We start from the raw sequence: 7,671 nt of genomic DNA, 5'->3' as shown, positions 1-7,671 counted from the left end.
CGGTCAGGGGGCCGCCTTTTTGCTTAAATTCCATTTCTCTGCGTGGTACAAACCAAAAACCTTTATGTTTTCTTCATGCCCGCGAAAGAAAGCCTACATGCATCACTGGTATACTTGGACTTGAGGAATTACAAAGCCGTCCTCACGATGGGGGGCGGTGTGTCCATCCAAAAGAAAGGCGGGCCGGAACATGAAAGCCATTTTGACTGTAGAACAACTGACCAAGACCTATGGCAGGGGAGACAGCCGCACCCACGCGCTCCGCGGGCTGGATCTCTCCGTCCTGCCCGGAGAATTTGTGGGGGTCATGGGTCCTTCCGGGAGTGGTAAGACCACCCTTCTCAACTGCATTTCCACCATTGATGCACCTTCCTCCGGGCGGGTCCTTGTGGAGGGAAAAGAGCTTGGCACCCTGCGGGGAAAAGAGCTGGCCCGGTTTCGCCGGGAGCGGCTGGGATTTATCTTTCAGGACTGCAACTTGTTGGATACCCTCACCGGACTGGAAAATATTGCGCTGGCGCTGACCATTGGAGGTGTGCCCGCGCGGGAAGTGGAGCCCCGGGCCCGACAGGCGGCCGCGCTCCTGGGGGTGGAGGAGGCACTGGAGCAATTTCCTTATCAGATGTCCGGCGGTCAGCAGCAGCGGGTGGCTGCGGCCCGGGCGATGGTGACCGCCCCGGCGCTCATTCTGGCTGATGAGCCCACCGGAGCGCTGGACTCCAAATCGGCCCGCCTGCTGTTGGAGCAGCTTTCTGCCCTCAACCGGGAGCGGGAAGCCACCATCTTAATGGTGACGCATGACGCCTTTGCCGCTTCCTGGTGCAGACGGATTCTCTTCCTGCGGGATGGAGAGCTCTATCGGGAGCTCTGCCGGGAGGGGGAGGACCGGCGGGGCTTTTTCCGGGAAATCCTGTCGGTGGTGAGTGAGCTGGGAGGTGACGGGACCGATGTTTTGTAAATTGGCCCTTCGAAACGTGCGGCGGAGCCTTCGGGACTACGCCGTCTACTTTCTGACCCTCACCTTTGGGGTATGCCTTTTTTATGTGTTCAACGCCCTGGACAGCCAGAGCGCCATGGAGTTTCTGCGGGCCGGCAGGGGGAGCGGGACGGTGGAGGCGATTTTTCGGCTGGTAGAAGTATTTTCCGTTTTCGTGGCAGCCGTGCTGGCAGGACTGATCCTCTACGCCGACCGCTTTCTCATCCGCCGCCGCAAGCGGGAGCTTGGAACCTATTACCTGCTGGGGATGCCGCAGGGAGCGGTGGCCCGGCTGCTGGTAGGGGAGACCCTGCTGATTGGACTGGCCGCGCTGGCGTCGGGGATCGCCTTGGGGATGCTTGGCTCCTGGGCCCTGGACCGTCTCACCCTGTCCATGTTTTTGGCGGTGCCGGACAGTCTGGCCGCTTTCCGCCTGTCGCTGCCCGCAGTGGGAAAGACCGTCCTCTACTTCGGGGGGATCTTTTTACTGGTAATGCTTCTCACGGGCCTGTCGGTCTCCCGCTCCCGGCTGATCGACCTCATTCGGGGCGAAAGGAAGAACGAGGAGCAGGCCAGGCGGCCCCTGTGGGAGTCCGTTTTCCTCTTTATTCTGGGCTGTACCCTGCTGGGAACGGCCTACGCCCTGCTGCTCACCCGGGGACTGCTCCGGGTGGATGGGATCTTCTTTCTCATGCTGGCCCTGGGTACGGCGGGGACCTTTCTTTTGTTTCGCTCTCTTTCCGGTTTTCTTCTGCGGCTGACCCGAGGGCACGCCGGATATTATCGGGGCCTGAACATGTTTGTCCTCCGGCAGTGGAGCGGCAAGGTACACACAAACTGCCTGTCCAATACGGCGGTGTGTCTGCTTCTGCTCCTGGCCATCGGGGTCACCGCCTGCTCGGCGGGGCTCAACGACACCATCTCCGGTGCAGTGGGAGAGGACGCCCCTTATGATCTCACCGTGCTCAATTACGGGCGGGGCGCGGTCTACGAGCGGGCCGATCTGGCGGCGCTTTTCCGCGGGGCGGGGATCGACCCGGACACGGCTTTTGATCGTATGGAGAGTGTTACGGTCTATTATAATGACCCCGCTGTGACCGGCGTGGGAGAGGAGTCGGCCTACGCCGCTGTCTCCCTGAGCGATTACAACGCCGAGATGGCGGGCCGCAGTCTGCCTGAGATGGAGGAGGGGGATCTCCCAGCGAAAACGGAGTATCCCCTGGTCAACGGCCCCGCCGCACAGGGGGTGATCGTGGTGCCCAACGCCATGACCGCCGCTCTGGAGCCCAGGAGGCAGATGGTGAACATCAACTATCGGGGCGATACCGCCCGGGTGGATGCCGCCGTTCGGGAGGCGTTGGAGCGCGGCGGTTTTGGGCGGGGGCTGGACATCCAGGGAAACTACCGTCTGGATACCTACTACGACCTCATGGGCAACAAGCTCCTGACCCTTTATATGGGCCTCTACCTGGGACTGACCTTCCTGCTGACAGCGGCGGCGGTGCTGGCGCTTCAGCAGCTTTCCCAGGCGTCCGACAATGCTGTCCGCTATCAGCTTCTCTCCCGGCTGGGCGCTCCGGAAAAGATGCGCCGGCGGGCGCTGACCGCCCAGGTGGCGCTGGCCTTTCTTCTTCCGCTGGTCCTTGGGATTGTCCATGCGGCGGTGGGAATGACAGCCGCCAACGCCGTGATCGCTCAGGTGGGCAAGGTGGATTCCGTCCGTTCCAGCGCCGTCACCGCACTGTTCCTGCTGGTCGTCTATGGAGGTTATTTTGCCGCCACCTGCCTGGGAGCCTGGCGGGCGGTGCGGGAAGCGGGGGGACGGGAGAGCGGATCAAGGCCGTTCCGGTAAAAAATGACGCCGGAAAAAGAATAAAAGCCGCCCGGGGCCTTAATGGCTCCGGGCGGCTTTGGTATTTAATCTTTTTTGAAGAGACCGATAAAGTCGTTCCAGAGGCCTTTGAACAGGTCGCCTACCCGGCTGAAAAAGGTGCCGTTGTCCGTCTTTGCCCGGGTGGCGGACGCCTCAGGTTCGTCGTCGGGGATCTTGATCTCCTGGGTGCGCATGATGTACTGGATGCTGTGGGGGGAGGGGTTGCGGGAATCGGTCATGGACAGGGGCGCGGCCCCGGGATCCATGAGGAGAAGATTGTTATCTCCTCCGGTGTGAGTGTCCCACTCGTCGTCGATGAGGTTGGTGATGGTGTCTTTGGAAGCGCGGATGGTGCCGGTCTGGCTCAGCCCGGTAGTGGAGCGGCGCAGGGCGTCGGACAGGCCGGAGAGGGTCTGACGGGTGCCGCTGTCCAGTCCCTGACCGCTCTGGCGGATCAGGGCCTCGGCGGAGGAAAGGGCGCTGCCCGTGTCGTGGAGGGTGGACTGGGCCGAACCGGACAGGATTTTGCCGTCGCCGAGGGCCTGCTGGAGCTGGGGCTCATAGGTGTTGAGGATCCCGTTGAGAGAATCCAGTTGGTCCAGTGAGTCCTGCGCGGTTTGGCTGACCCGGCTTGCCAGAGAACCGAGGTCGTCCAGGTGGCCGAGGAGGGCGGAACCATCTCCCTCGTGGGCTTTCATGGTTTTCAGCAGATCCCGGCAGAGCTGGGCCAGAGAAGTGAGATCGTCGGTCATGCCGCTGTCGCCTATCGTTTCACACAGATCTGAGAGGCTCCTGACCAGGTTGGCGGTGGGGCCGGTGAGGTTGGAGATGAGTGTGTTGATCTCGGTGATCTTGGCGTTGGCGGCCGGGATCACGCTGGTGTTGGCGGTATCCAGCAGCTTGAGCTGCTCCTGGAGCTCATCGGAGCTCATGGAGTGGACGGTGTCATAGAGCTGCGCGGCGCCTTTGGCGGTGGCGGCGGCCTCCTGCCCCTGGGCGGTCTGCAGGAACTCCGCCTGAGAGACTGGCGTACCGCCTGCGGCCACGACGGCCTCCGCATACTTTTTGTAAGAGGCGGCAATCAGGAAGTTTTCAAAGGAGAGCTGATCGGGGGTTAAATTATTTTGGGCCAAATACCCTTGGTACTGAGCGTGGTATGCCTCCACTTCGGCCACTTTTCCTTTGATCTCCGAAGAGGAAGTCATGCCTCCGATCTCAATCTTGTCGAGTTTGGAGACACCCTTTGTATTGTTCAGCGCTGTTTCCAGCAGATCCAGACGCACTCTGAGATCGTTCATATTGTCGTCCAGATCGTCCATTCCGTTTGCCAGACTGGTAGCGATGGCGGTGGCCTTTTTGTTGTAGCTCTCCACGTCGGTGAGAAGCTGGCTCAGAGCCTTGGTGTCCTTCTGGAGGTCGGCGATGGTGCCGCGGAGCTTCTCCAGCTCCGGCTTCAGGGACTGAACCGAGCCGTTGAGCTGATTGAGGGTGGCGGTGGAGTCGGTGAGCGCCTGGGAGGCGGTGTCCAGATAGGTATCCATGCTGCCCAGAGCTCCGGCCAGGCCGTCCAGATCGGAGATGGCCAGCTCGGCCTTGTCATAGACCGGATCTTTGCCTGCGGAGATGGTCCCCCGGGCACTGTTGAGCTGATCCAGGCCGTTGGCGGTGGCGTTGAGGCTTCCGCTCATGCCGTCCAAAGAGTTCAGGATCACGTCCAGGCTGGCGTTGATGGCGTCGTAGGAGTCCTCCACCTTTTCCTTGGCTTCCCGGAGGTCGGCCACCTGATCCAGCTGCTGGAGGGTGGCGGGGACGGCCAGAAGGACCAGACCGGGGAAGGTAAAGCTGTCGCTGCCCACCCGGATGGCAAAATGCTGCTCCTCTCCGGGGAGAACCGCGAAGAGCACTGCCCGCAGGTTGCCCAGCAGCTGGACCTGGGCCCCCGGGGCCTCCAGGGAGAGGATGTCGTCGTCGTTGAAGGCGGTAGCGGCGGTGAGCACCAGGTTGTTCCGGCTGTACTCGGAGGCGGCGGGGTTGGGCACCACGTCCAGGTCGATTTCCACCAGCCCGGTCTTGCCTGCCAGATCCTCTGCCAGGGCGGGAGCCCCGTTGAGCTGATAGGAGACGGTGATGGTCCAGGGCAGTTCCCGGAAGGGCTGCTCGGTCTTGCCCTCAAAGTAGAAGCGGCTGGGGGCGTCCTCTCCCAGGTCGAAGGTGACCGCCCCGTCGGAGACGGTGGGGGTGCGGTCATCGGTGAGGTTGATGATGGCGTCGTAGACGCCGTAGTCGGTGAGCTTGCTCTGGCCCCGGGTCTGGAAGCTCTTGACCACACTGGAGTCCATCAGTCCGCCGTAGTAATTCAGGGTGGCATAGTAGGACTCGTCAAAAGAGGGGGTGAGGGCTGCGTCCGCAGCCAAAGCGGCGGGGGAGAGAAGAGCGGCGCTCAGCGCGGCGGTGAGGGTCAGCGCCAAGACCCGTTTGGTGTTGTGTTTCATCCTTACGGACTCCTTTCAGTGTTTTTCTGCGGCGGCGGGTTCTTTTTCGGGGGCTTCCGGCGCAGGCTGACCGGCGGGCGCTTCCGGCAGCGCCTCGGTCTGGGCGGCGTTCCTGGCGGCCTTGGCCGCCAGGGCCTTCCGAACCTGAGAGACCTTCAGGGGCTTGGGCGTCCGCCACCAGCGGCTGGTGCGGGCAATGACGGGCTCGCAGACCGCCAGCAGGGAGGGGAGGATGAACACGCTCACCACGGCGGAGATGATGGCGCCCCGGGCCAGCATCAGGCACAGGCTGCTGATGATCTCGATCTTGGAGACGGTGCCCACGCCCAGGGTGGCGCAGAAGAGCACCAGAGCGCTGGTGAGGATGGAGTTGTCGGAGGCTGTGGCCGCCACATGGATGGCCTCCTTCCGGTCCCGGCCTTTCTGGATTTCTTCCCGGAAACGGGTGGTCATAAGGATGGCATAGTCTACGGTGGCGCCCAGCTGGACGCAGCCGATGATGGTGGGTGCCACGAAGGGCACGGCTGTACCGGTGAAGTAGGACACGCCCTGGTTGATGAAGATGGCCAGCTCGATGGCGGCCACCAGCAGCAGCGGCACCGAGATGGACTGGAAGAGGATGGCCACGATGAGGAAGATAGCGGCCACCGAGATGTAGTTGGTCATCTTGAAGTCCACGGCGGCGGTGGAGATGAGGTCCTTGGTGAGGGCCGCTTCGCCGGTGATGTAGGCATTCGGATCCAGTGCCTTGACGATGCCGTCGATGGCGTCCAGCTGCTGGGCCACCTCATCGGAGGCGGCGGGATAGGCTGAGTTGACCATCATGAGCTGGAGGCCGTCCTTTTTGCACAGATCCTTGAGCTCCTGGGGGACAAAGAAATCCGGTACGGCGGCGCTCATGAGCTTGTCGTAGGCCAGCACGGAGGTGACGCCGGGTACGGCGTCCACCTCTTTCTCCATTTTCTTCAGGGCGTTGTGGCTCAGATCGTCCCGAAAGACGATGAAGTGGGAGGAGGCCATGTCGTAGTCGTTTTTCAGTTTGTTGGTGGCCACGATGGAGGGCAGATCCTGGGGCAGGGCCTCATCCAGCTTGTAGTAGACGGCGGCATGGTTCTGGGCGTATACCGCCGGGAGGAAGAGTACCAGGAAGAGGGCCACGAAGGCCTTGCGATGGCGGACCATAAAGCGGTTGACCCGGTCGAAGTCCAGATTGAGCGTTCTGTGGTGGTATTTGCGGATGCCCTTGTCCAGCACCAGCAGGATGGCGGGGAGGACCAGCACCACGGTGGCCACGCCCAGCACCACGCCCTTGGCCATGACGATGCCGATGTCCTTGCCCAGCAGCAGCCGCATGGCGCACAGGGCCAGGAAGCCGGCGATGGTGGTCAGGGAGCTGCCCGACAGAGAGGTGAAGGCAGCCACAATGGCCTTGGCCATAGCATCCCGGTTGTCGTCGTAGTTGGCCCGCTCTTCCTCATAGCGGTGGTAGAGGAAGATGGAGTAGTCCATGGTCACGCCCAGTTGGAGCACGGCGGCGATGGCCTTTGTGATGTAGGAGATCTGGCCCAGAAAAAGATTGGTGCCGAAGTTGTAGAGAATGGCCAGACCGATGCTCATGAGGAAAGCCAGGGGGAGGAGCCAGGAGTCCATGGTGAGGGACATGGCGAGAAAGGAGAGCACCACGGCCAGCAGGATGTAGATGGGCAGCTCCTGATCCACCAGGTCCTTGGTGTCCTTGATGAGGACGGAGAACCCGGCCAGGAAGCAGCGCTGGTTGCAGAGGCTGCGCACCTGGGAGATGGCCTGCATGGTCTGCTCCGAGGCGCCGGGCATGTCGTACTGGACGATCATCATGGTGGAGTTGCCCGAGAAGAAGGTCTCCCGCAGATCCTCGGGGATCATCTCTTGGGGGATCTGGATGCCCACCAGGGAGGACACCCACACGGCGCTGCTGACGCCGGGGACCTGTTCAATGTCCCGGCGGAGCTGATTGGTGTACTCGGGCGGCATATCCTCCACGATGAGCATAGTGGTGGCCGCCATGTGGAAGGGCTCTTCCAGCAGGGCCTCGCCCTTGGAGGAGTCCAGGTCGGGGGGCAGATAGGTCAGGATGTCGTAGTTGATGCGGGTGGCGGCTGTCCCTATGAGGCTTGGAATGAGGAGCAGGACGGCAATGAACACCACCAGCTTGGGTTTCCGGGTCAGACCCCGGGCGATTTTTTCCAGCAAGGCTGTCACCTTCCAAACAGGATTTCCGGTCTTTCATTTCCCGCCTATCTTAGCTGTCCGGAGGGAAGAAAGTCAATCAAACCGGGCCAACTCTCATAATT

General features: G+C 61.9%; 4 protein-coding genes. 2 read left to right on the top strand and 2 right to left on the bottom strand.

Translation table 11 applies throughout. From position 1 onward, the window contains the following. The first annotated feature begins 190 nt into the window (after positions 1-190). Together ACQRD3_RS09480 and ACQRD3_RS09475 are read left to right on the top strand one after the other, a co-directional pair. A complete protein-coding gene (locus ACQRD3_RS09480; protein WP_080906941.1) occupies positions 191-958 on the top strand; it encodes an ABC transporter ATP-binding protein in 768 nt (255 codons plus the stop codon). After that, positions 948-2,828 (top strand): FtsX-like permease family protein, encoded by a 1,881-nt coding sequence (locus ACQRD3_RS09475; RefSeq protein WP_427781171.1) that lies wholly within the window; start codon positions 948-950, stop codon positions 2,826-2,828. Before ACQRD3_RS09480 ends, ACQRD3_RS09475 begins: the two co-directional genes overlap by 11 nt. 65 nt (positions 2,829-2,893) lie before the next feature. Here ACQRD3_RS09475 and ACQRD3_RS09470 read toward each other — a convergent pair whose 3' ends face one another. Continuing rightward, positions 2,894-5,341 (bottom strand): hypothetical protein, encoded by a 2,448-nt coding sequence (locus tag ACQRD3_RS09470; protein WP_427781169.1) that lies wholly within the window; start codon positions 5,339-5,341, stop codon positions 2,894-2,896. A gap of 15 nt (positions 5,342-5,356) precedes the next feature. Beyond that, positions 5,357-7,570 (bottom strand): MMPL family transporter, encoded by a 2,214-nt coding sequence (locus ACQRD3_RS09465; protein WP_080906944.1) that lies wholly within the window; start codon positions 7,568-7,570, stop codon positions 5,357-5,359. Positions 7,571-7,671: the final 101 nt, after the last annotated feature.

This window comes from Candidatus Pseudoscillospira sp. SGI.172 (assembly GCF_050313575.1).
Classification (GTDB): domain Bacteria; phylum Bacillota; class Clostridia; order Oscillospirales; family Oscillospiraceae; genus Vermiculatibacterium.
This window is presented reverse-complemented; position numbering and strand designations above follow the sequence as displayed.